The 22538-nt window shown below is 41.5% G+C and carries 20 protein-coding genes; 3 read left to right on the forward strand and 17 right to left on the reverse strand.

Annotated features, from left to right (window positions below; all coding sequences use genetic code 11):
- Positions 1 to 3: 3 nt before the first annotated feature.
- The 9 genes from MHB41_RS14595 to MHB41_RS14635 form a co-directional block, all read right to left on the reverse strand.
- Positions 4 to 1230 carry an HDOD domain-containing protein gene (locus tag MHB41_RS14595; protein ID WP_061110020.1) on the reverse strand — a complete coding sequence of 409 codons (1227 nt, stop codon included), beginning with the start codon at positions 1228 to 1230 and terminating at the stop codon, positions 4 to 6.
- A 137-nt stretch (positions 1231 to 1367) separates the two neighbouring features.
- The gene (locus MHB41_RS14600) at positions 1368 to 2840 is read right to left on the reverse strand and encodes a nicotinate phosphoribosyltransferase (protein WP_041115814.1); all 1473 of its coding nucleotides are present in this window, start codon (positions 2838 to 2840) and stop codon (positions 1368 to 1370) included.
- A gap of 17 nt (positions 2841 to 2857) precedes the next feature.
- Positions 2858 to 3409, reverse strand: a complete 552-nt coding sequence (locus MHB41_RS14605; protein ID WP_024425949.1) for an isochorismatase family cysteine hydrolase — start codon at positions 3407 to 3409, stop codon at positions 2858 to 2860.
- A 60-nt stretch (positions 3410 to 3469) separates the two neighbouring features.
- Positions 3470 to 3877, reverse strand: a complete 408-nt coding sequence (locus tag MHB41_RS14610; protein ID WP_034282575.1) for a YueI family protein — start codon at positions 3875 to 3877, stop codon at positions 3470 to 3472.
- Between the two features lie 27 nt (positions 3878 to 3904).
- A complete protein-coding gene (locus tag MHB41_RS14615; protein WP_061110359.1) occupies positions 3905 to 4153 on the reverse strand; it encodes a YueH family protein in 249 nt (82 codons plus the stop codon).
- A 96-nt stretch (positions 4154 to 4249) separates the two neighbouring features.
- Positions 4250 to 4471 (reverse strand): spore germination protein, encoded by a 222-nt coding sequence (locus MHB41_RS14620; RefSeq protein ID WP_024425952.1) that lies wholly within the window; start codon positions 4469 to 4471, stop codon positions 4250 to 4252.
- Between the two features lie 98 nt (positions 4472 to 4569).
- The gene (locus MHB41_RS14625; RefSeq protein ID WP_003213446.1) at positions 4570 to 4791 is read right to left on the reverse strand and encodes a spore germination protein; all 222 of its coding nucleotides are present in this window, start codon (positions 4789 to 4791) and stop codon (positions 4570 to 4572) included.
- Between the two features lie 66 nt (positions 4792 to 4857).
- Positions 4858 to 5961 (reverse strand): AI-2E family transporter, encoded by a 1104-nt coding sequence (locus tag MHB41_RS14630; protein ID WP_034282578.1) that lies wholly within the window; start codon positions 5959 to 5961, stop codon positions 4858 to 4860.
- 183 nt (positions 5962 to 6144) lie between these two features.
- A complete protein-coding gene (locus tag MHB41_RS14635) occupies positions 6145 to 6381 on the reverse strand; it encodes a YuzF family protein (RefSeq protein WP_034282580.1) in 237 nt (78 codons plus the stop codon).
- Positions 6382 to 6557: 176 nt separating this feature from the next.
- On the opposite strand from MHB41_RS14635, the gene MHB41_RS14640 reads away from it, so the two are divergent.
- Positions 6558 to 8045 (forward strand): alpha/beta hydrolase, encoded by a 1488-nt coding sequence (locus MHB41_RS14640; RefSeq protein WP_254114529.1) that lies wholly within the window; start codon positions 6558 to 6560, stop codon positions 8043 to 8045.
- Here MHB41_RS14640 and MHB41_RS14645 read toward each other — a convergent pair.
- The 8 genes from MHB41_RS14645 to MHB41_RS14680 all read right to left on the reverse strand — a co-directional run bounded on the left by MHB41_RS14645 (position 8042) and on the right by MHB41_RS14680 (position 19579).
- Positions 8042 to 8575, reverse strand: a complete 534-nt coding sequence (locus MHB41_RS14645) for an HD domain-containing protein (protein WP_024423336.1) — start codon at positions 8573 to 8575, stop codon at positions 8042 to 8044. The genes MHB41_RS14640 and MHB41_RS14645 overlap by 4 nt on opposite strands.
- A gap of 299 nt (positions 8576 to 8874) precedes the next feature.
- Positions 8875 to 9618: a (S)-benzoin forming benzil reductase gene (locus MHB41_RS14650; RefSeq protein WP_034282708.1), complete on the reverse strand. Its 744-nt coding sequence runs from the start codon at positions 9616 to 9618 to the stop codon at positions 8875 to 8877.
- A 99-nt stretch (positions 9619 to 9717) separates the two neighbouring features.
- The gene (essA, locus tag MHB41_RS14655) at positions 9718 to 10203 is read right to left on the reverse strand and encodes a type VII secretion protein EssA (RefSeq protein ID WP_061110022.1); all 486 of its coding nucleotides are present in this window, start codon (positions 10201 to 10203) and stop codon (positions 9718 to 9720) included.
- The gene (gene esaA, locus MHB41_RS14660; RefSeq protein ID WP_342502601.1) at positions 10193 to 13102 is read right to left on the reverse strand and encodes a type VII secretion protein EsaA; all 2910 of its coding nucleotides are present in this window, start codon (positions 13100 to 13102) and stop codon (positions 10193 to 10195) included. The genes essA and esaA overlap by 11 nt, the downstream gene beginning before the upstream one ends.
- Positions 13099 to 17574, reverse strand: coding sequence for a type VII secretion protein EssC (gene essC / locus MHB41_RS14665; RefSeq protein ID WP_061110024.1), 4476 nt, complete (start codon positions 17572 to 17574; stop codon positions 13099 to 13101). The genes esaA and essC overlap by 4 nt, the downstream gene beginning before the upstream one ends.
- A 51-nt stretch (positions 17575 to 17625) precedes the next feature.
- Positions 17626 to 18936 (reverse strand): type VII secretion protein EssB, encoded by a 1311-nt coding sequence (gene essB, locus MHB41_RS14670; RefSeq protein ID WP_061110025.1) that lies wholly within the window; start codon positions 18934 to 18936, stop codon positions 17626 to 17628.
- 14 nt (positions 18937 to 18950) lie between these two features.
- Positions 18951 to 19190 carry an EsaB/YukD family protein gene (locus tag MHB41_RS14675; protein WP_003213579.1) on the reverse strand — a complete coding sequence of 80 codons (240 nt, stop codon included), beginning with the start codon at positions 19188 to 19190 and terminating at the stop codon, positions 18951 to 18953.
- 95 nt (positions 19191 to 19285) lie between these two features.
- Entirely contained in the window at positions 19286 to 19579 is a 294-nt protein-coding gene (locus tag MHB41_RS14680; protein WP_003213769.1) for a WXG100 family type VII secretion target, read from the reverse strand.
- Between the two features lie 406 nt (positions 19580 to 19985).
- Here MHB41_RS14680 and MHB41_RS14685 point away from each other — a divergent pair, with 406 nt between their 5' ends.
- Both MHB41_RS14685 and ald read left to right on the forward strand, forming a co-directional pair.
- On the forward strand, positions 19986 to 21215 hold the full coding sequence (locus MHB41_RS14685) for a PucR family transcriptional regulator (protein WP_024423341.1): 1230 nt from the start codon (positions 19986 to 19988) through the stop codon (positions 21213 to 21215).
- Between the two features lie 110 nt (positions 21216 to 21325).
- Positions 21326 to 22462, forward strand: coding sequence for an alanine dehydrogenase (ald, locus tag MHB41_RS14690; protein ID WP_034282594.1), 1137 nt, complete (start codon positions 21326 to 21328; stop codon positions 22460 to 22462).
- The last annotated feature ends 76 nt before the right edge of the window (positions 22463 to 22538 follow it).

Here is a 22538-nt window from a genome sequence, read left to right on the forward strand (position 1 = left end):
TTCTTAAGATTCAAACATTTTATGGCACCATTCAATGGCTTCTATATAACAGCCATAGGCTTCCTGTTTCGGGAGATTTCCATCTAATATCTCATCATCCCATTCATTTCGTTCAATACGTTTGGCCACACCTAGTACAAAAGAATAATCATTTTCATAGCCAAGCAGTGCCTCGCCAACTTCATCAGAAAGCGGCAGTTCCTTCACAAGTTCTGTGATATCTGCCCTGACAAGCGTATCAATGAGAGAAAACATACCTGTCAGCATATAAGAGGCGGGGTGCTCTCGTTCAGTACGAGAAGCAATCAGTTCACACGTTTTGGCACGAATGAATGACATTTTGATGATTTCTTTTTGGCTTGAATTAGCTTGGACATTCAGTTCTTTAAATGAAAGGATAAAGATCCAGCGCCGAATTTCATTAAACCCAAGCAGGATAATCGCCTGCCGGATACTTTTAATTTGATAAAGACGTCTCATGCCGCCTGAATTCAGCATTTTTAATAATTGATATGATAGCGAAAGGTCACTTTCAATAAAATGGGTCACGGTCTGGATATTCGGCTGGTCCTTGCTTAACTCATTTAAAAGCTGATGGTACGCATGGAAGCTGGTCGATAATGCTCGTCCCGATATCACATGCGGCTCACTAAAGAAATACCCTTGAAACAAGTGGAAGCCCGCTTCAAGCGCCTCTTCATATTCTCTTCTCGTTTCTACCTTTTCTGCTAGGAATCGAAGGCGATACTTTTTATACGAATGCAGAATATCTCTTCGTTCTTGCGTTGTGGTTTTCAGAAAGTCAATTTTTAAAATATCTATGCAGTAGAGGAGTTCCTCAAGCAGCTTGTCACTATAATGTGTTCCGTTTAGGAAGAAATCATCGAGTGCAATCGTATATCCCCATTTTTTTAACTGCTTACATCTCATAATAAGTGCCGGGGTAATCGGTACATTTTCTAATATCTCGATCACAAGCTGATGCGGATCAAAATAGGTGAGCAGATCAGATGAAAGCAAGCTTTCGGTGAAATTAATGTAGCATCGTTTTCCTTCTGTCAGTGTTTCGATGCCGATATTTAGAAAACTGTTGATAATGAGGTCCGTTGTCGCTTGATCACCGTCTTCAGCGCTATATGTATTGGTTTCACTATCTCTATAAAGCAGCTCATATGATACGACTTGTTCTTTTCTGTTAAAAATAGGCTGTCTCGCAACAAACACCCTCAACTGCTCCAATCCTCCTTTATGCCATGACAAACAAGATGTGCTTTCAGTATACCAAATGATTGCGGTTTTAGTTCAATTTCAATCGGTCAAAATAAAAAAAAGAGACCACCTGGCTTGATGGTCTCCCTTTCTTCAAATCATTCGCTTTCATAAAGCTCTTTTTTGATTTTATTTTTCACATCATGGATAAACTGCATTTTATTATCCCAGCATTTTTGACTCAAATCGACTGGATATTCTTCTGGTTTGCTGATTCGTTTGTATTCCTCCCAGAAGAGTCCAAGACTGTCCTGCACGTAGGCTTGAATCGTTTGAATATCTGGATTGTCATAGACAAGTTTTCCTTGATCAAAAATCGGGACGTGAAGATCTTTCGCCACAAAGTTTGTCACGAATTTACTAATAAACGTATGCACAGGATGGAACATTTTTAGTTTATCCTCACTATGAACATCTTCCTCTTCAAGTGCAATGTAGTCGCCCTCAGAATGATGATTCAATTGATTGATAATCCGGTACACACGTTTACGGCCTGGTGTTGTCACTTTCTCTGGGTTGGATGAAATTTTGATGGTATCATTCATTTTGCCGTTTTCTTCAATGGACACCAGCTTATATACTGCACCGAGGGCTGGCTGATCGAATGCTGTGATCAGTTTTGTCCCAACACCCCACACATCAATTTTGGCGCCCTGTGCCTTTAAATTCATAATGGTGTGTTCATCAAGATCGCTTGATGCAATGACTTTAGCATCATGGAAACCTGCTTCATCAAGCATTGTTCTAGCTTTTTTAGACAAGTATGCAAGGTCTCCGCTATCAAGTCTGACACCAATGAAGTTGATTTTATCTCCAAATTCTTTCGCTACCTTAATCGCATTCGGAATACCTGATCTGACGGTATCATACGTATCGACTAAAAAGACGCAGTCTGTATGTGTTTCAGCATATTTTTTAAATGCCGTATATTCATCGCGGTATGCTTGTACAAGTGCGTGGGCATGCGTTCCTGATACTGGTATGTTGAAGCGTTTCCCAGCACGAACATTACTTGTCGCCTGAAAGCCGCCGATGAGTGCCGCTCTTGCTCCCCACATCGCTGCATCCATTTCATGCGCACGTCTTGTTCCGAATTCTAATGCTGTCTCATCTTCTATGATTCCTTTAATCCGGGCCGCTTTTGTTGCAATCAGCGTCTGGAAATTCACGATATTGAGCAATGCCGTTTCGATTAACTGAGCTTCAACAAGCGTTGCCTCGATGCGCATAATCGGTTCATTCGCAAAGACAATTTCCCCTTCTCGCATTGAATGAAGTGTACCTGTAAAGGACAATCCGCTTAAATAGTCAATGAAATCGCTTTTATAACCGAGTTCATCTTTTAAATACGCTAGATCGCTTTCGGTGAAGGAAAAGTCCGATAAATATTCAATCGCTTTCTCTAAGCCAGCAAATACAGCGAAGCCATTGTCAAATGGAAGCTTTCTAAAGAAGAGTTCAAAGACTGCCTTCTTCTCATGAATGCCGTCTCTCCAATACGTTTCTGCCATGTTAATTTGATAAAGATCTGTATGTAGTGATAAACTGTCGTCATTAAACCGATGCTCCAACTTCCATTCTCCTTCCCTTACTTAACCACTTTCGCACCAAGCGACTGCTCAAAGTGAGAAAGTGCCCACTCGTGCCCCGCTTCATTAAAACTCGCCACAGCATTTTGGTGAATCACAAGTTCAAAGCCTTTATTGTACGCATCAACAGCTGTATGAAGTACACAAATATCGGTACATACGCCGGCTAAGTGAAGTTCCGTGATGCCGCGCTCGCGCAGTTTCATTTCTAATTGAGTGCCTGCAAAAGCAGAGTATCTTGTTTTTTCCATATAGTAGACATGTTTTAAATGTTTTGACGTGTGAAATAGTGAACTTAGTTGTCCATAAAGTTCAATACCCTCTGTTCCGCGAATATTATGGGGCGGAAATAACTTTGTCTCTGGATGATAAGGGTCCTCTTCTTCATGATGATCGACAGCAAAGACGACAAAGTGGCCTTCATCAATAAATGAAGAAGTGATTTCTGTGATCTTAGACTCAATCGCCTGTCCAGGCTTTCCGCATGTCAGTTTTCCATCGTCTGCAACAAAATCAACTGTATAATCTATACAAATCAACGCTTTGCCCATCCGCATCTCTCCCATATGCTCTTTTGAATCATTATAGCTTATTCATTTCACTAGGGAAACCTATTCAACAGATTCATGAGAAAAAGCTTTTTGAAACAGCTCATCCTCTATATAGATATGCTCCTGATTGACCGCATCAGGCATCTCTATGACAAGACCAAAAGGAGAGTGCGCTTCGTGATGATTCACCACTTTAAAGGAACATCCAGCGGCATTTGCCATTTTGACATATTGAGAATAAGAAGCATAGGAAAGTTCACCATTTAATAGAACTGTGGCCTGGCGATTGGCCTTCAATATTTGTTCGACTTCTTGATACGGTTTATTTCTTGATACTTGTCCCTTTGTCAGGGCGAGAAGCGCTCGTTCCCTTAATGAACCAAGAAACATTCTTCGTTCATCAGGTTTTGTTTCAGCATGTCCAAATATCCCTTGCTGCAAATAAAAGTCTACGGATTCTTCTTTCATCGCTGTGTTCACTCCTGGTTTCTAAATTTACATTTCTGTGACCCAGTGCACAATCTTGAGTGCGAGGTCACGGGCTTCGTCTGTTTCTACTCTTTCCATTAAGGATTGTTCAAGCGTATGGTTGAGCTGCTCCTTTTCGTCCTCATACGCAATGGACATACTCCATTCAATGTCAGGTACGGCTACAAGCGTTTTATATTCTTTTTTATTTTCATGTAAATATACATTGTAGGTCTTTGGTTGTCCGCTTGTGATGTGTGCTTTTCTAATTTTCATTTGACTCAGTTCACACCTCTTTTTTCTTCTTACATCCATATCCATTGTACCATAAAAAAAGACAGCTTCTGAAAAGGAATTCTCTTTCAAAGCTGGCTATGCATTAAAGCTCTTTTGCTGACTGATCAGGTCTATATCCCACATAAACGTAACGTTTGGACTGCTAAAAAATTGGACAAAGTCCCCTGCATTATAGGTACCTGATCCACCGGCGGAGTGATCGACACTTTTTGGCGAAATGGCAAAAACATCACCGAAATGTGCAGAACCATTTCCAATCACACGGTCAATATGAATAGGCCCAACAATCGCTGGCATCTTTCCACCACCTTTTCTCCCCACATCATATGCCCAGCTCAAAAATACGTGTATGAAAAATAAAAAAGGCAGCTGATCTGTGACCATCAGCTGCCTTTCTATGCGTTAAATGATTGAGGCTGGCCAAACAATGTAAAGTCCCAAAGCATCGTGGCATTCGGATCACTTGTAAGTGACATATAATCACCTGAATTAAAGGCTCCCGCACCGCCAGTAGAGTGGTCTACAGCCAAAGGGGCAATGGCCAGGACATCACCGAAAGTAGCTGCACCGTTTCCTCCTAACGACTCGATATGAATAGGTCCAACGATTGCAGGCATCAGAATCTCCCCCTATCTGCTTATCTCAATCATCTTATGCAAGAAGGGAAAAAGTGTGCATCTGTCCTAGACGTTTAAATGCTGTTCTTTGCGAGATCGCTGACGCAGCTGCACCAATCTGACAATATTCAAGGTGATGGCTTTGAGCAGTGCATAGACAGGGACCGCAAAAATCATGCCAAGGATTCCGCCAAAGCTTCCTGCCCCAATTAATAGCAGGATGATGGTCAAAGGATGTGTGTTGAGACGTTTCCCAATGATCAATGGAGAAATGACATTTCCGTCAATTTGCTGAACGACAAGAATGACAATGACTGTCACCACCGCTTTTCCAGGCGAATCAAGAAACGCAATAAGCACAGCTGGTGCCGCGCCAAGATATGGCCCAAGGTACGGAATCACATTTGTGACCGCAATGATAATGCCGAGAATGAGCGCATATTTCACACCGATTAATAAGTATCCGATAAAACAAGCCACTCCAACAAATAAACAGACAACAATCTGCCCTTGTATGTAAGCTGCAAGCGTATCGTTTAATTCTTTAAAGATTTTCAATCCTTCCTTACGGTAAGGCATTGGCAAAAATTGAACGAGCTTGTCCGGAAACTTATGTCCATCTTTCAACATATAAAACAAAATGAACGGAACTGTGATCACAGCTAAAGCAATATTGGCAATCACACCAAACACAGCAGACATGCTTGAAGCAATATTTTCCGGCAAACCTTTTAATGTCGAAACAATTGTCTGTTCAAACTTCGAGACGGAGACATAATCTTGGTTCATCATCCAAGTAAATGTTTTAGAATGCGAGAAGTCGTTGATAAATTTCTGCATATCCGTCACATAACCAGGGAAGCTTTTGACAAGTCCACCAACCTGCGTGACAATAACCGGTCCCGCAGCATTCACAATGAACGTGATGAGTCCGATGAACAAAAGATAAATGATCAGGATAGCAAGTGTCCTAGGAATTTTCCTGGACAAAAATCGAACAATTGGATTAAAGATGAAAAAGAGAATTCCAGCCAGCAAGATGGGAACAAACAAGGTAGATGCAAATAAAATAATCGGCTGAAATAAAAACGAAACCTTTGTAGATACATAAACAATGAGTAAAACAAGTAATATTTGGAATGTCCAAAAATGAACTTTAGATTTTAACAAAGATGCTCCTCCTGTTACGTATTGATCTTATTAAAAAACTACTATTCCACCCACCTTCTGTCAACTGCTTCTTGTTTTAGAACCTTATTTTTTGTAAAAAAAAGAACAATTGGTATATCATGCACTTTTTCCAGATATACATTCTATAAGCGTGAAAAAAGCAGACACCTTTGCGTCTGCTTGTTACACTCTTTCACTGTGATCAGGCATCACCGATACAATTTGCTGGATCCGCACATAAAAAACTGATTTTGTCCCCGCCTCAATGACAATATGATCCGGCATGACTTCCTTCAATTTTCCGCGCACTGTATCTTTCACTGTTTGAACAATCAATCTCATACCGATCACTTTCTGCAATGTTTGATAAACATATGGATCAACTAATGAAACAAGCTGCGGACTTCCTTGTTGTGCCATCCTACCTGCCCCTTTACTTGTGTATTTACCCACATCGTATGCAATGACCCATGTGAATGTCACTCAGGGCAAACCTACAACTCAAATACCATATTTTAACATTTTATTTAATTTTACATCTTTTGGAAGTATAATAAATTGGTGCTGCCAACAACTTAAATCATTTGAAGAGGTGAATGATCTTGAAAAAACTCATCTGTCTCGCTGCTGTCATGCTCTTTTTTTCCTTTGCAAGTTATGCGTATGCAGGATCAATTGGAGATGAACCTGGGACACCAGGAAAGTGGTTTAAAGGAGAAGAGCCGGTTCAAAAAGACGAGTCAAAACCACCACTTGTTTTTGTTCACGGCATTAACAGCTCCTCCTCCACATGGTTCGACCGAAACGACATGGCAAAGCAAGCTGTTCTGAACGGATACGAAAGCGCATTCATAGATTTGTATCCAGATCAGGATACGAAAAAGAATGGCAAACTATTAGCAGAAAAGCTAAAAGAAATCTATGATGTGTTCGGTCGAAAACTTATTGTGATTGGTCATAGTAAAGGCGGGGTGGATACACAGTCCGCACTCGTGTATCACGATGCCCATCCATATGTAGAGAAGGTCATCACACTCGGCTCCCCTCATTACGGGACGCCGCTGGCAGATTTAGCGTATAGCAAGGGCGGAAGCTGGCTCGCAGAAATTCTTGGACAAAAAAGCGACGCGCTCTATTCTTTGCAAACGGGGCTCATGGCGGCTTTTCGAAGTGAAACCGACAAGCTGGAGAAGTTTCCTCAAAAATACATCACGTATTCGGGATCGGAATGGGGAACATTTGGCGGGGTGCTGTATTTAGGCGGCATGTATTTAAAGAGCTTTGGTGCAAATGATGGCGCCGTCACAGTAAGCAGCACAAGACTATCATATGCAAACAATATTTTAACAGGGAAATGGGATCACAACTCCATTAAAAACGGCACAAGCATGTTCCCTGTGTTTCAGCATCAGCTGCTGGCAAATGCCGCAAGCGCTGAAAAAGAAAATATAGAGAGCCCCAACTCTACTGAGCTGAATACAGATGTTTATGTGAAAGGCGGTGAAAGTGAAAAGGATAAAACAGAAGCGTTCTATGTAGAGGAAGGAACGAATGGCTTATCGATTCAGTGGTTAAATGAAAGTCATGAGGCGCGGCCGAAAATCATCGCCCCAAATGGAGACGTCTTAACAAATCTGAAGACATCGGAAGCATCTTTCCCATATGAAGGCGCATTTTCGCACCATGTACAAATCAATAAACCCGTTCCTGGAAAATGGACGATTCGATCAAATTCAGGAAAAAAGGCTCCTTATTTGCTGCTCGTATCCTTTGATTCACCATTAAATGACGAAATCAAAGCAGAGGCAGCGAAATCAGGGGATGATGCATCGACCCATTCAAGCGGTCTGATTAAACGATTAAGCAAGAAAGTCGAAACCTTTTACTTTAAGGATGCCCAAAAAGATCATCCACTCAAAACAACTGCTTCATCAGCTGTTCAATTGAAAAAAGAAGGTGCTTATTCTGTCACGGTTCATTACACCGGACTCACTGCATCAGGTACATCTGCATTTAACCGTACCGTTATTCGCACATTGTATGTCGATCAGCATGGAAATATTCATGGAGACATTCCATACTAAACAGAACGTTTCATGGGCTGAAGTGCCTGCTGCACTTTCTGATCCAATTCCGTGATTTTTTTCATTGCAAGTGACTCGTCTATTTGTCTGTAATGGTGATGTCCGCCAGGCTCTTCATCCATTTCATCTGCCTTCTTGACGATTTGCTGAAGTGTGTCCTTATGAAGGTCGCCCTCTGGCAAATATGAATCTGTATGAAGCAGAATCGCAAGCGCAATATCTTTGGCTGCCTTTGGTTCCTCACCGAGGCGTATGAGCAGTTTGTGAGCCCGCTCTGCGCCTTTAATGGCATGGATATCATTCCGTCTATATGTCTCGTAATCCCATTCTCCGCCAGCTGTATACCATTCATAGTGGCCGATGTCATGCAAGAGGGCTGCTTTCACAGCGAGATCTGGATTAATCCCAGCCTGCACCGCCAGTTTGAATGCGTGATAAGCACAAGCAATCGCATGGGCTTTTCCTGAACGATTTAAATATTTTTGAGCGACTGGATGGGTGTAAACATCCATTAATGTAACCTTTCTCATGGAAACCCCTCCTTATCTATATTTTTAGCATCCTAACATATTCTGAAAAGAAACTCAAATGTTCTGTTATATTTTCTATGAGTCTCAAGAACAGCTTATGTCAAATGAGCTGTTTTTGCTTGTACAATACGAAAAAAGCAGTCGTTATGACTGCTTTTTTTCTCCTTTTCAGCGTGATATGAAAACCCTTGAAGTCTAGGAAGACCGAGTACTGGCGCGGAGCGAATTTGAGATTCGTGAGCACCAGCACCGAGGCCTGACACCGAATGCGAGGGTTTTTCTTCACGCTGCAGCAGTCGTTATGACTGCTTTTTCCCATACTCACGTGCATCGTAGACACATCCGCCAGCTGGATCATCCGCTAAAAGATCGAGCAAAATACCTGCGACTTCATCTGGGCTCTTCAGCGTGCCTGTTTCATATAATTGCTGAAAACGGTCTATTTGTTCAAAGTCTTGTTTTGATGACTTCCGAATTTCCCCCTGCATATCTGTATCGATCGTGCCGGGTGAAAAGGAAAACGTGTTGATCGGATGCGCCTCGTCCTGTTGTTCCTCATGAAAAGTCCTCATAAACATGTCGAGTCCTGCCTTTGAACTGCAATACGCACTCCAGCCTTTATATGGGTTTTTCGCCGCTCCAGAAGAAAGATGAACGATCGTTTTCTTTCCGTTAAATGATTGAGTCTGCTTAGCAAACATATGGCTCAGTAAAACAGGAATGACAAGATTCAGCTTGTAATGCTGATGAAGCGTATCCTGTCCGCCTTGTCCAACGCGCTTGATAGGTGTGACCATTCCTGCATTGTTGACAAGTAAGATGTCATCAGCATCTGCCAGAGTTTGCGGCGTGAGACTATCTTGAATCCATTTGGCCGCTGCTTCTTCATCGGTCAGATCAACCTGGGTATGTGTAAGCTTCGGATGGGATATCGGCGATGCACTTCTTGCTGCTGTGTACACATGATCCCCACGTGAAAGCAGCCTGTTCACAAGTGCTAAGCCAAAGCCTTTTGATCCGCCTGTAACGATTGAAATTCGAATGACAATCTCCTCCCTTGATATCACTATTTTACGTAGTGAAACGGTATGACATCAAGCAATCTGCATAAAGAAAAGCCTGCCTCTATTAAAAGAGACAGACTATTTCTTTTCAGCCTTCACATTCACCTTTGGAATCAGGATGATCATCACAACGAGACCAAGGGCTATCAAGAAACCAAAGATCATCGGAAGCAGTGCCGATGTCTGCTTCTCATGATCATCCTCAGATGGTGCTGATACAGCCGAATCACTAAAAGAGATATTCATCTCTTTCATCATACGAGCCGGTGTTTTGGGCGGGTTCTCCTTTAGATCACTAAAAAGCTGCGGAGAAAGAGATCCCCCCGGGGCTTTGGGCGGTTCAGCAAAATGAATGTCTGTTTTGATTTTTGACGTCGTTTTGCTTTGTTCGTATTTCGTTTGATCCCTCAATATACTCGAGTTAATATTAAGTTCCTTTTCCTGATATTCATTCGGCTTGACATTCGTATCCGTATCTTCATCAGCAGCGAAAGCAGCAGGGATGAGGAGAAAAAGGGAAACGGCAACGAATGCCGCCCCTTTCACGAATAGATTAAGCTTCATGAGTCACATCACGTTCCTCTGTTTTATCTTTCCATAGCTTTTTCACAAGCGGTACGACCATGAAAAGGACAGTTAAAATCACTAACCCTGTGACGCCCATTCCAAAGGTATCTCCATTTCCATATTGGATCGACAGGTATACGTCTGTCACTGGATTGGTAAAGTGGAAATTCGGCATCACCAAATCAATTAACGGTGCGACAAAGAAGAAAATCAGTGCCGTTGCTGCCATCCATCCGGCAATGGAACCGAAAAGGAAGGCCGTGCGAATAAAGGCAGAACACGCCACTAATAACAAAATGGTGAAGATCGACCATTGAATGGCTTGATCATCTGCAAGTTTGTAAATGTTCAGTCCAAACAAGCTGATCATGAGTCCGACTAATAGATTCAAGATGCCAAACAGTGCACCTTTGACCAGCATCGGAGCTGACGCATAATACGAGCTGAAAAAGCCAATTAACAAACTGCTGATCATCACAATAACCAAAATGACGACCGGCGGTACAGTCTGCGTTTTTTCTTCCGGCACATCGCCGCTGATTTTCAGCGGATTGGCTAAATGGTTATACACATAGTTGCTGTTGCCTTGATCACTTAATGTATTTCCTAAAATACCCTTTAAATCTTGCTGAACAAACTTTGTAGAATCGACATTCTTGCTCCAGTTTTCATTCAGCGTATCTGCTTTCTCTTGAACTGTTGTGACACTCTCTTCAATGTTATTCGTATAATCCGCCACCCCTTTTTGGCGGTCGGTTAACGAACTCATATTTTCAGAAAGACGAAGCACTTCCTGACCAATTGAATCCTGTGCACTGACAACAATTGAACTGCCTGCAAGGTCTGCTGTATACACCGCATCTCCTTGATCAGCCATTTGCTCAGCTACATTGTCCGCACTTTCAGAAATTGTCTGTAATTCCTGTTCCATGCTTGCCTGCTGAGTCGTAATGTACTCCGCATAACCATCTGAAAACTTCTGCATCTCATCAATAAAAGTAGACACATCATCGTTTGATGTCAGCATCTGGTTTTTGAGCTTATCCCAGTTTTCTGTTTCTTCTTTTTTGATGGAGAGGATGGACTGGATTTCATCTGGTTTGGTGTCGACCAAAGAAGAAGGATCCTTCTCTTGATAGAAGCTGTTAAGTAATGCTTCATAATGTACTAATTCATTTGAATACTTTAATAATTCTGATGCATTTTCTGATTTTGTATTAAAATCCCTAAGTTTATCCATTTTCGATGTATATTGATTTAATGGAGATTGAGTTGTTTCTATTCGTTCTAATTTTCTTGTAATAGCAGATTCTTGTTTGATGATGGATTTCTTTATATCACTTATGTTTTTATTGTTGCTAGTTTCTATTCTTATTATTTTTTCTTCTAGTTTATCTATTTTATCTGTTAAAGATTTTAATACTTTACTCAAAAGATCGACTTTTCCTTGTAATTGATCATTATGAGCTGTGGTTTTCTCCTCGATATTCTTTTTCACTTCTTCTAATTTTAGGGACAGTGCTTTTAGTTGCTCTTTTGATTGAACAGACGTTGATTTGGTTTCCTCAGTTTGTTCTGGATTTTCTTCACCATTTTCTGAAGTAGGCGGCGTTTCTTCATTTCCAGACAACTCATCTGCCACTTGATTTATTTCTGTTGAGATTTCAGTTAATTTCTTCGTCTCTTCTTCAAGATCGATTTTCAAATCGTCTGTCGAGTCTTTTTGGTCTTCACCTTGATTATTCGAATCCTCATTCGGATCCTCTTTCGGTTTCTCTGCTTCAAGCAATGCCTTTCTTGAAGCTTTCAATTGCTCTTGCAATGGAGTAATTTTATCCCCTATGTATGCAAGATATTGAGCTTCATAATTTCTAATCAGTTCTTCCTGAGACGTCTTCACAAGTTCCTTTAACCCCGTGGATTGCTTAGGAATAACGTCTTCTCTCGACTTTTGAACAGATTGGATGGCGCTGTCCGTTGTTTTCAGCTGACTTTGTACCCCGTTGATGTCTGTTTTTAGTCCGCCCATTTGATCACTAAAGCTGCGGGCATTTTGGTTTTGAATGTCAGCGAGTTGTTTGAGCCCTTGCTGGATTTGCTTTTGGCTTGCTGATTGCGCTTTGATCAAGAGATCCTTTTGTTTGTCTTGATACTGCTGATATTGATCGACTGCTTTCACAAAGTCCTTTAATTGGTTCTTTGCTTCTTCTGTTGTACTCAAGCCGTCTTTATACTCTTTCTGTGAATCGGCCATCGCATTTTTTATTTCTTCTATTTGTTTCTTCTGCTGCTGGACGGCATCTGATAGTTTGTTTGAGTTCGGTTTATAGAAGTTGTACATCGTGTTTTGGAATTCGACTTCTTTGCCGACAATATGCTCAAACTCTTCTCTTACATTGCCGATTTCCTGTGATACAAAACTCCAGTATAGCGTCGACATCTGTTCATTCATTTTCTTTTGTGCATTTTCCAGCTCTCTTTGCACTTTCTCTTTATTGACTGCATTGAGCTGGTCTTGAATTGAAAATTGAATGGACGCCTTTTCAGGATGGTCTTTATCATAGCTCAGCACATTTTTAGAGAAATCAGACGGAATATAAAGGACAGCGTCATATTTTCTGTTTTTCAGTCCATTTTCCGCCGCACTGCGATTCACTACAGTCCATGTATAATCAGGACGCTCTGACAATGCTGCCACAACATCCTGTCCGAAACGAGCCGTGTTTTCACTTTCGCTCGCTCCCATATCCTCATTGACCACTGCAATATTTCGTGTGGCATTCTTCTTCTGTTTTGCCGGGTCATCTCCAATCAGATGGAAAAATAAAACCGGCAGCACAAGAATCAATATCATGGTGGATACGATTTTGATGGAGCTTTTTTGCTGCTCTGTCATTGAACACTCTTCCTTTCTACCGCACATAAAGGAACCTGGATTTTCTTCTCTTTTCCGTTTTCAACCAAATACCCGAAGCCTGGCTGAATCTCTGGTTCTTGTCTTGCATACGGAAGCGGTATGATGTTTTGCTCTGATTTTTTCATAAGTAACATAGCATGACGAACTTGTTTGATTTCGTTTGTGAGTGCATCATAGCCCTTACTGAACTCGGTATGATTCCCTGATGCAATCAGGCTGAAGCCTAAGTGTGCATATGACTTCATGAAATCAGCTAATTGATCTTGAAGACGCGGATCGATCGTCTGCTGAAAACGCGTAATGCCATCAATCACAAGCACAATTTGAGGAAATGACAGCTGATCGGTCTCCCCTTGGCGCACAGCTTCGACATACATTTCTTCCCGCACCTTGAATATGCGGTCCATTTCTTCTGCCCATTCGGTGATATCATCTTTTGTTTCAAGGTAATCAATGTTCTCTTCTTTTGCATAATGGGATAGACCTCGATCAATTGAATCAAAGACAGCCAGCTTTTCAGGCTTTGCCACTAAAAGCTGATCGAGCATCAGTTTTGTCACATTTGTTTTCCCGCGCTGCGTTTGACCGATGATGAGACAATGTTTATTCTTTTTCAAGTCAAAATAAACAGGTGCCACAGATTCCTCATCTAATCCGACTGGAATGTCATAAGGCGGTTTTTGTTCATCTAAACGACTCTCAAGCTCCCAAACTGTCAGCTTATCAGGAAGCATTGGCACAGGCTTTGGTTTTTCGGATGCTTCAAAGCGGTCATGAAGAAGCTGTATCTCTTGTTTCAAATGCTCAAACAATTCGAGATCGTTCTCTCCTTCAACTGGCAGAAACATTTGCGCAAAATAAAGCTCTTCTTTGTTAATAATGACTCGTCCTGGGATCGGCTCTAAGCTGAATTTCGGTCTGCCAATAATCGAGTACGCCTCTCCTTGATCCATTAAGTAATGGACAATCTTTGTTTTCAAATTGTTCATCAGCGATTGACGCACTGCATTTACCCGGGTTGCTGTAATCAAGAAGTATATACCTAGTGATTGTCCGTCACGGCTCAGCTGAATAAATTCAGATTCGAGATCATGCATTTCGTCTTTGACAATGTCAAAGTTGTCAATCACGATAAAAATGAATGGAAGCTTTTTCTCATTTAAGGCGTTGTACATTTTGATATGACTCATTTCTTGCTGTCTAAATAACCGCTTGCGATATTCAACCTCTTCCCGCAGACGCTTCATTGATTTTTGGATCTTTCTCATCTGATCCATTAAGAAATAATCCGCCGTATGCGGCAGTTTGGCTAACGGAAGCAATGTTCCGTTTCCGAAATCATAAATATATGCGTGCCATTCTTCAGGTGAATACCTCTCCGCAAAGCTCATCAGCAGTGTTGTAGCAGCAAGTGATTTGCCGTAGCCGGAGGAACCGAAGATGCCAATGTTCCCATCTTCCATCATTTGATAAGAAAGTGGATGCTGGCTTTGCTGATCTGGTTCATCAACAAGCGCAAAATGGAAGACATGCTCTTCACTCGACGCATAACGCGTTTTTGGAATCCGTTCTTCAAGCGGTGGAAGCCATGGACTTGGCAGCTTCTCAATTCCAAGCTCCTGCTGCATACGTTCAATTTCATCCACGACAGCGGAAATCTCCGTCACTGTCTCTTTTTTCACTGCTGGCTCTGTGCTTACCCCTGATAACGGAATAAGACCAGTATCTGTCACAATGGCAATGTCATCTTCTGAGCCGTAGCCATCTTCCATATATGGTGCACCGCTCCAAGCCGATTGGAACAATTCATAAATTTCATTGTTGCCCACTTGTAAATAACCGCGGCCTGTGACCGTAATGGACGCTGCATCACTATTTTTCAAAATTTCCTTACTGTCTGACGCATCTTGTACTTTTAGTGCGACCTTAAAACGGGAGTTACTCCAAATCTGGTCATCAATGACCCCGCCTGGCTTTTGGGTAGCCAAAATGAGATGGACCCCAAGGCTTCGGCCGATACGTGCAGCGCTGACAAGCTCCCTAATAAAGTCTGGCTCTTCACTTTTTAATTCAGCAAACTCATCAGAGATTAAGAACAAGTGAGGCATTGCCTGCTCAGCCTTTTTCTCCTTGTAGAGCTTCGTATAATCATTGATGTGATTCACATGATACTGATCAAACAGCCGCTGCCTTTTCTTCAATTCACTTTTAATTGAGGCAAGCGCTCTTTCACTAAAGTTCTTGCTGCCTTCAATATTGGTGATCGTTCCAAGTAAATGAGGAATATTTCGAAACGGCTGCGCCATTCCGCCTCCTTTATAGTCAATCAACAGAAAAGCAACTTCATGCGGGTGAAAATGTACAGCGAGCGATAAAATATACGTCTGTAAAAATTCACTTTTCCCTGATCCCGTTGTCCCCGCCAACAGTCCGTGAGGGCCATGTGCTTTTTCATGCAGGTTCAGATCGACAATGTCGTTTTTCCCCTTATAACCGATTGGCACTGATAATGATTTGGCCGTTTCTGAAGTCAGCCATTTTTCACGAATGCCAATGTCATCTACCTGTTTGGCATGGAAAAGATCAAGGAATGAGACCGTCTCAGGAATCGAATTGGTCATACCGACTTGATGATCTAATGTTCTCAGTGTTCTGGCAAACAGTTCATTGTCCCCGCGCTGATGTGTATCAAGCTGAAACGGAATTCGTACTGCCTTCTTGTGCTGAATGAGAATATCTCCTTCTTCTTCGTTAATATAACGGACAAGCGTCGAAATATTTTCAGCTAAGCTTTCCTTTGTTTCTGCTGCAAAGAGAATGGAGATACCAAGGTCTGTCCGGCTGCCTTCTAAGTATTCTAAAATCACATGCTCGGCAATGAGCTCATGATTTGTCACGATGAACACAAAATGAGGCGTAAAGAGTTTCTTCTCTTTTTCTTCTTCTAAATCACGCTCGCGTAAAATTTCATAGATTGAGGACAACAGCTGATCGCGTGTTTGTTCGTTGTAAATAAACCCTTTGCCATATGTATGAGGCAGCTGGAAGTGCGGAAGCCATTTCATCCATTCCCAATTCTCATACTCCTGTTCATGAAAGATAAAGACAAATCTCAAATCGTGATAGCTGTGCGAGAAAGCAAGCTGTCCAACAAGCTGATGAAGCTCATTTTTCACAATCGCAGGCTTCCCAATTAATCCTGTTGGACCATCCGCAAGACCGAATGTAATTGGGACATTCTTCACTTCACGATATACTTTTTGCATGTGCTGCGTTTGTTCCATTAAGTCATCAATATCTCGATTGGCCATATCGCCGCCGCTCATCGATAATTCGTAGCTTGATGGGACTGCGCCTGTGCCAAGACGCAGGTGCAAGAAGTCGTCACTCACAAGCGTCTTTTCCCAAATGCGTCCGCTGATTTCTGATGTTAAATACTTCATTTGTTCAAATGACGGATAATGATACGTCAAAATATATTGCTGGCGGTCATACAGCTCCTGCAGCTCTTTCCGCTTATTTTCTAAATAAAGAGAGTAGACTCGCTGACGCTTCTCTTCTCGTCTTTTGCGCTGTGATTTTTCCTTAAAGTATTGAACGGACGATGTAATTAACGTCATGATAAACATCGCCATCGACACGATAATAAAGATTCCGCGCGGCTGGATTAGGGCAACAATCCCCATCACAAGGAGCATCACAAGCGGCGGAAGGACAACAAGCCAAAGCCCTCTGCTGTTATTTTCACTCTCCTGCGAAGGAAAGCTAAAGGATACCCTGTCATCTGGCAAATCATAAATCAAACGCGGTGTACGTCTGTATGAAGGGTATTTTTGTTTTGTTTCCGTACTTGGCGGTCTTGTTTTTTCCAAACGTGTATGAAAAGGTTCGTAAGCTGTCACCTGTAATAAATCATCGTCTTTAAATGTCACCGTCAGAAAGTTCCAGAACAGCTCATCTCCTGCATCTACCTCCTCTGGACCGTGAATTTTCTTTCCGTTCACGTAAATCTTCTCGTCTTGAGGCATGACATACCATGTTCCTTCAATTTTCTCTAAAGTGAACTGGCTGGCATCTTGAAACATGGAATGGGCTTGTTCTTTCCACACATCTATCTCATCTTTCTCTTCACGTGAAAAAGACAGCTCAACTCTATTTCCTAGGTAATAAATATGTTGATCATGATGTGCATCCATTAAAATAAGTGTAAGTGAACCAAGCTGATATGGTTCATGTGGAAGTAATTTGCCCTTCTTCTCATCTCCCTGATAAATATAAAAACCATCATTCGGTTCTTCAGGAGATAAACGAATGACCCCTTCATCAAACGAAAGTGAAGGGATTGTCACCGTATGCTCTATTTCAGGTCCTATCAGAGCTTCTCGATTGAACTGCTCATCTAAACGGACAGTTTGATAATCCTCCTCATAAAAAACCCAAAGAAGACTCAAACGCTCCACCTCCTCATGGGACAGCACCAACTGTCAGTTGTATCGAAAGAATTATTTTTTCTCATCTTTTTTCGTCTGAGAGGTTTTCTTTTTCGCTTCAGATTCTTTCTCTTTTTTCTCTTGATCGGCTTTTGACTCTTTTTGTTCAGCTGTTTCATCTGTTTGGCTTGCGTCTGAGGAGTCACTTGTGCTTGTCTCGGTTGTTTCTTTTTCTTCATATTTCGCCATTTCCTTAATGACCGGATCTAGCTGTTTTTGTTTTTCTTCAGCAGAAAGGCTGTCATCGTTTTGAATTTCATTGCGGTAGGCGACGAGTGCCGTAAATATGTACCTGTCGTCTCCAAGTACCCGTGCAATATCAAGTGCTTCCTTGCTATTTCCTTGTCCAATATGAATCCAAAAAAGGAAATATTGCGGATCTGTCTGCAATGTGTACGTTTCTGTGATTTCTTTTTTATGCTGATCAAGCAACAGACTGCCTTGGTTCGTTTGTACATACGAAATGGCCAGTTCATATTGAAGAGAGACTGGCATTTGATTGGCTGGATATTTCTCTAACGTATCCACCACTTGACTGTACTGCTTGTTGAGATAATATTTGTTTGCCTCGACGTACGCTTCTTGTTTTGGCATGGCAAAAAAGAAGGTGTAAATGGTGTACACCAATGCAGGGATTAACAGGACAAGCAGACCTAGTCCGATGTATCGCTCGATCTTCCATTTCTTTTTAGGTATGGTTAAGAGCGTTTTTTCTTTCGCATCGATTGCTTTGATCTTTTGCTCAATCAAAGCTGACAATTCTTCCAGCGACTTCGTTTCACTAATTTCTTTTGCCAGCTCAGATAATTTCAACGTTTCATTGTAAGCCGCATATTCTTGAAATTGATATTCATGGTCGACCACTCGAAGAACAACAGCCTTGACCTCTTTTAACAGGCGATACTCATCGGTTTCATATGGCGGAATGCTTTCTTTAACCCCATAATGCAGAAATGCAGGAGCTAAGCCTTGATGAAAAACAATGTTTTCAGGAGAAACAATAGGATGCAGCCGTTTCACATCGTGTTTAAGAACTGCATCGACGAGCTGGTATGAAAAAATCCATTTGCTTTTTTCATCCTTTGCATGGATGAAACGAAATTCCTGATAGGCAGGAGGCGGTTGTATAGAAATGATGACCTCATCTTCAGTTAATTGAATCTCTTTCTGAAATGAAGGATTGATGTCTTTGATCGGTGCCGCTTCTAAACCGTCTAAGAGTTTAATCGTCTCTTTTTGAAAAATAAAGGTATAGGTGCCTCCCTCTTTTTTCATGACTGCTTCTAATTGTTCTTCTAAATAGGAACTCTTTTTATCTGCCATTTACAAAAGTCCTTTCATAGTATTTCCAGCCTGTCTCCTGTGGTAATTCCACAGTCTGACAGCTTATATTCGCCTGAAAACACAGCTTTCTTATTGACTACTCGCACCCATCCGCCTTCCCTCTTTGGAAGTGAGATTTGTTTTGCCTGCCAGGCGATATGGATGACTTGTTTAATATGTAAATAATTTGATAGTCTCAAATCAAACACACTGCCATCATAATTTTTTAAGTCGATGGTAATATCGATATACACAAATTTCCACCTCACAAAATAGAAAGAGCGCCGGCATCCATTGACAGACTCGGCGCTTTTTCTGCATTTCACACTTAGAAAGGAAATCCCTTTGATTAGCCGCGAATTTGGCTTGCGATGTCTTGGTCAGTGCTTTCAAGTGTATTTGCCGTTTGATCAAGCTGATTGCTGACATCTGTTAATAGATCAGACATTTTGATAAAAGAAGGCTTAAGCTGCTCGTATTGATCAGCAAATGCTTCACTAGAAGCACCTTCCCACATTCCTTTTAAATCAGAGATCATTCTATTTAGACGATCAACTTGGTTTAACACTTCTTGACTTTCAACACCATATTGCTTAGCGGTCGCTCTTAGTTCTTCTGGGGTTACGCGAATAATTCCTGACATATTCCTCATTACCTCCCGTGCATAGCCGCCATATAATGGGCTAATCCACTTATTTTTTGACGTTATTATTATAAAAACAGAAATGATACACAGTCAAACAAATCTGTTTTTATTTTACAAAATGAGTCTATAGAATTACTGTTTTTTCGCTTTTTATCTAGTATTTAACAGTTTTTTGGTCATATATTCTTAATAAGTATGCACCTGCTTCGGTGGACCTTTCCGCCTATTGATTTTTTACTACGTTATTATTGTACTATTTCTTTTTCAGCGTGCTTCAACATCCATTTGCTTGCTTCTCACACTTTTTGTTTTTTTAAGTTTATGGCAGTTTTTTGTTGATTTACGTACCTCATTCTCTTCATAATGTAAGTACGTGAAATATTCGAAAAAGCAGGGGTTTTTTATGACAAAAAAGACAGATCCGTTTAAGTATAGTCTTGATCGTTTAGAGGATGTGGCAGACCAAATTAGTGATGTGCTCAATTGCCCTATTACTATAGAAGATACTCATCATCGATTATTGGCATATAGCACACACAATGATTTTACTGATCCCGCCAGAACTTCAACCATTATCTCCCGCCGAGTACCGGAAAAAGTCATTAATCGGCTTTGGAAGGACGGCATCATTCCTACACTCCTTAAAACAGACGAACCGCTTCGTGTCCCTCAAATTGCAGAGGTGGGTTTATCTAGCAGGGTCGCCATTTCGATCTGGAAGGACAAAGAAGTGCTCGGATTTATTTGGGCGATTGAATCCGCACAGCCTTTTTCAGAAGAAGAAATGGACCTTCTCAAAATGGCAGCGCATGCCGTGAAAAACAAATTACTCAATTTACAAATTCGAAAAACGAAAACAGAAGAACGTAATCAGGAGCTTTTCTGGAAGATGCTCACGGGTCATATTCATGAAAAGGATGAGATGCTTGACCTATTTTTAAGACTTGGCATCAGATGTCCAGACACATATGCCATCATCATCTTCCGTCTTCGTGACGAACTCACAGAGGAGACAGAAAAAAAGCTGTCCTATCTGCTTGAAACAACACAGCAAGTACAGGTACTGTTAACGACTGTTGATTTTCACGAATTCATTATTCTTGTCTCACCAAAAACAGAACATCCGCTTCAAGATATTAAACAATTCACAAGCGGCATGCTGCAGCAGCTTGCGGACCGGTATCATATTCAGCATGTTCAGGCAGCAATTGGAGGAATTTACGATAACATCTCTCAAATTCAGCCTTCCTATAAAGAAGCACTGGCTGTATTAAAGACGAAAGAACGCTTTCCAGTTGAAACAGAACGTTTAAACAGCTTTTCTGAACTAGGCATTTATCAATATCTAGATGTGCTTGCTGAGAAGCGAAAGGGATCTTCTTACTCCAGTTACTCTTTATCAAAGCTGGAGGATTACGACCTGAGGCATCATTCCAACCTTGTCGAAACCCTTGAGCGGTTTATTGACTGTGACAGCAATGCCAATATTGCCGCAAAGCAATTAAACATCCACATCAATACCTTAAATTATCGATTAAAACGGATTACAGACATCGCAGAAATTGATTTAAAAAACATGAATGAGAAAATGACCATCTACCTTGATATGAAGCTAAAAAACGTCCATTTGTGAAATTTCACAAAGAGGCGTTTTTTTATTTTTTATTTCAACCGAAGAATTTTCTAAACTTTCCGGATACACTAGACATACAATATCAATAGATAAGCATAGGAGGAATAAACATGATCATCGGCATTCCGAAAGAAATTAAGAACAATGAAAACCGAGTGGCTTTAACACCAGGAGCAGCTTCTCAATTGCTTTCAGCTGGACATCAGATTTTAATTGAAACAAACGCTGGTTTTGGAAGCGGATTCACTGATGACGATTATGTATCTGTTGGTGCAGAGATTCTTGATCAAGCGAAAGATGTATGGGCATCTTCTGATATGATCATGAAAGTAAAAGAACCATTACCTGAGGAATATCCTTATTTCAGAGAAGGACTCATCTTATTTACGTACCTGCATCTAGCCGCAGAGCCCTCCTTGGCTGAAGCATTAAAACAAAAAGGCGTTACAGCCATTGCTTACGAAACAGTAACGGACGGAAAATCACTCCCTCTTCTCACACCTATGTCTGAAGTAGCAGGCAGAATGGCCGCTCAAATTGGTGCACAATTTTTAGAAAAGCCAAAAGGCGGAAAAGGTATTTTACTTGCAGGGGTACCAGGGGTATCAAGAGGAAAGGTCACCATTATTGGCGGCGGTGTTGTTGGAACAAACGCAGCGAAAATGGCGATCGGACTTGGCGCAGATGTCACCCTGATTGATGTAAACGCAGAACGCCTGCGTCAGCTGGACGACCAATTTGGCCATCAAATGAAAACGTTAATGTCCAATCCTGTCAACATTGCAGATTCAGTCAGTGAAGCTGATCTTCTCATTTGTGCTGTGCTGATTCCTGGTGCCAAAGCACCGACGCTAGTGACAGAAGAAATGGTGAAACAAATGAAGCCTGGTTCTGTCATTGTGGATGTAGCGATTGATCAAGGCGGCATTGTCGAAACCATTGATCATATCACAACCCATGACCAGCCTACTTATGAAAAACATGGCATATTACACTATGCTGTCGCCAACATGCCAGGCGCCGTTCCGCGGACATCAACTGTTGCGTTAACGAATGTCACTGTTCCATATGCGCTGCAAATTGCGAATAAAGGCGCTGCAAAAGCCATTAGAGAAAACAATGCCATCGCAGAAGGTGTCAATGTCATGAACGGACATATCACGTACGAAGCGGTCGCTCGTGATCTCGGCTATGATTACGTACCTGTCAGCAAAGCCATCGATGCCACTTTTATGACCGAAGCTTAATCAGCTACCCGCCCTATTGATGGGCGGGTTTTATTGTTAACCTAAAATAAAAACAAGTTGACAAAAATCCTTCTTC

Source organism: Bacillus sp. FSL H7-0578 (genome assembly GCF_038630855.1).
Taxonomy (GTDB): domain Bacteria; phylum Bacillota; class Bacilli; order Bacillales; family Bacillaceae; genus Bacillus; species Bacillus safensis.